Source organism: Saccharopolyspora griseoalba (assembly GCF_042665275.1).
GTDB classification, from domain to species: Bacteria; Actinomycetota; Actinomycetes; order Mycobacteriales; family Pseudonocardiaceae; genus Saccharopolyspora; species Saccharopolyspora griseoalba.
In genome coordinates this window covers 93,548-95,351 of the sequence record NZ_JBHTCJ010000017.1, presented here as the reverse complement: position 1 = coordinate 95,351, position 1,804 = coordinate 93,548, and the positions used below count along the sequence as shown (strand labels likewise).

Genomic DNA, 1,804 nt, shown 5'->3' with positions numbered 1-1,804 from the left:
CGCTTGCCGGAGGTCATCAGCTGCATGTAGTCCACCACGATCAGCTGGATGTCGTGGCGCTGCTTGAGCCGCCGGGCCTTGGCCCGGATCTCCATCATGGTCAGGTTCGGCGAGTCGTCGATGAACAACGGCGCCTCGCTGATGCTGCTCATGCGCCGCTCGATGCGAACCCAGTCGTCGTCGGACATGCGGCCGGCACGCATGTTGTCCAGCCGCACGCTGGCTTCCGCGGACAGGACGCGTTGCATGATCTCGCTGCGACCCATCTCCAGCGAGAAAATCACCGCGCCGAGACCATGCTTGATGGCCGCGGACCGGGCGAAATCCACGCCCACCGTGGATTTCCCCACCCCGGGTCGCGCCGCCACGATGACCATCTGCCCGGGGTGCAGGCCGAGGGTGAGCGCGTCGAGATCGGTGTAGCCAGTCGGCACCCCGGTCGAAGGGCCGCCGTTGCGCTGGATATCACCAAGCTCTTCGATGGTCTTCTCCAACAGGGGAGCGGCCTCGACAACCTCGTTGCTGTCTCGGTTGGTGATCGATGAAAGCGCATTGGTAGCGCTTTCGAGGATGTCTTCAGAGTCCGTCGAGTCGCTGGTGGCCAGGCTGTGCATGCGCTGCGCGGTTTCCACGATTGTGCGCAGTACGGATTTCTCGCGGACCTGGTGCGCGTAGAAGCTCACGTTGGCTGCAATGGGAGTGGCCTGCAGCAAGTCGTTGAGATACGCCGGTCCACCCACTCGAAGGATGGCGCCGCGGCGGGTGAGTTCATCTCCGACGATTTGTTCGTCCAGGCGGCCGCCAGGTGGGCAGCGGTTGTCCAGGTAGCAGGTGGTGATGGCGTCGTAGATCTCGCGGTGCGCCGGACGATAGAAGTCTTCGGGCCCGTCGAGGGTGTCGACGACTTCGGCGATGGCCTCCATCGACATCATCATGGCGCCGAGCGTGGTCTGCTCAGCGGCAAGATCACACGGGATCCCGAGGGCGTTGGGGTCCTCGCGGGCGCTGTCGTGTTCGTCGGCGTTATTGATCGCTCGCAGATTCGGCACGATGCCGCCTTTCAAAACAGGTCAAACAAGGCAAGGGGCAGAGACGGGTGCTCAGGCTGTGCGTGGTGGCGCCTCGACGTGCTCCGGCAGTGACTCGGCAGCGCTTGGACCGCCAGTTGCGCGCGCGGCTGCGGCGCGACCGGACTTGGTCAGCTTGAGTCGACCCAGTACCCGACTCATCGCTTCATCGCTGGCCTGCGCCGCAGCAGGGTCAGCTTCGGGGCCCGGTTGCTCGGGCTCGTCCGGCCGGTCGTTGGCCTCGTCACTGGCAGGCGACTCAAGTGGAGTGTGAGTCGATTCCGCGGCGCGGTGCCTGCCTGGGCCGGGACGGGTTGCTGGCTCATCGGCGTCGGGTCGCCACACGTCCGGCGGTGGGGCCAGCGGCACGTTGCCATCGTTGAATCCACCTGCAACGAAGCTGACCGCGTTTTTGTCTGCACCAGCGATCTTGCGGGCGCCGTGCCGAAGGACGGCCTCGTCGGAGAGGTCGTTGACCTTGATGGCCCTAGCCAGCACCGGGACCAGCTGTTCCCAGATCTGCTTACGGACCTCAGGGGTTCGGCCGCGAGGGGAGTCCTCCCAAGGCATCCGCCATGCGAGCGCGAAAGCACGTTGAGCCAGGTCTGGATCCACGTCGTCGTGTCGAGCGGAGTCGGCCGCCTGCGGCGTGCCGACCTCCGGTCGTCCCTCGATCGGGAGAGAGCTCTCCGAAGGAGAGCTCTCTCCCTCCTTTCCTTTCTCTCTAGGAACGGCCG

At 65.2% G+C, this 1,804-nt stretch carries 2 protein-coding genes; both read right to left on the bottom strand.

Annotation, left to right across the window (positions count from 1 at the left end):
- A partial coding sequence (locus ACFQRI_RS24720; RefSeq protein ID WP_380672585.1) for a replicative DNA helicase occupies positions 1 to 1,049 on the bottom strand: 1,049 nt, incomplete at its 3' end.
- A gap of 51 nt (positions 1,050 to 1,100) precedes the next feature.
- Positions 1,101 to 1,804 (bottom strand): hypothetical protein (locus ACFQRI_RS24715; protein ID WP_380672583.1); only part of this gene is annotated, 704 nt, incomplete at its 5' end.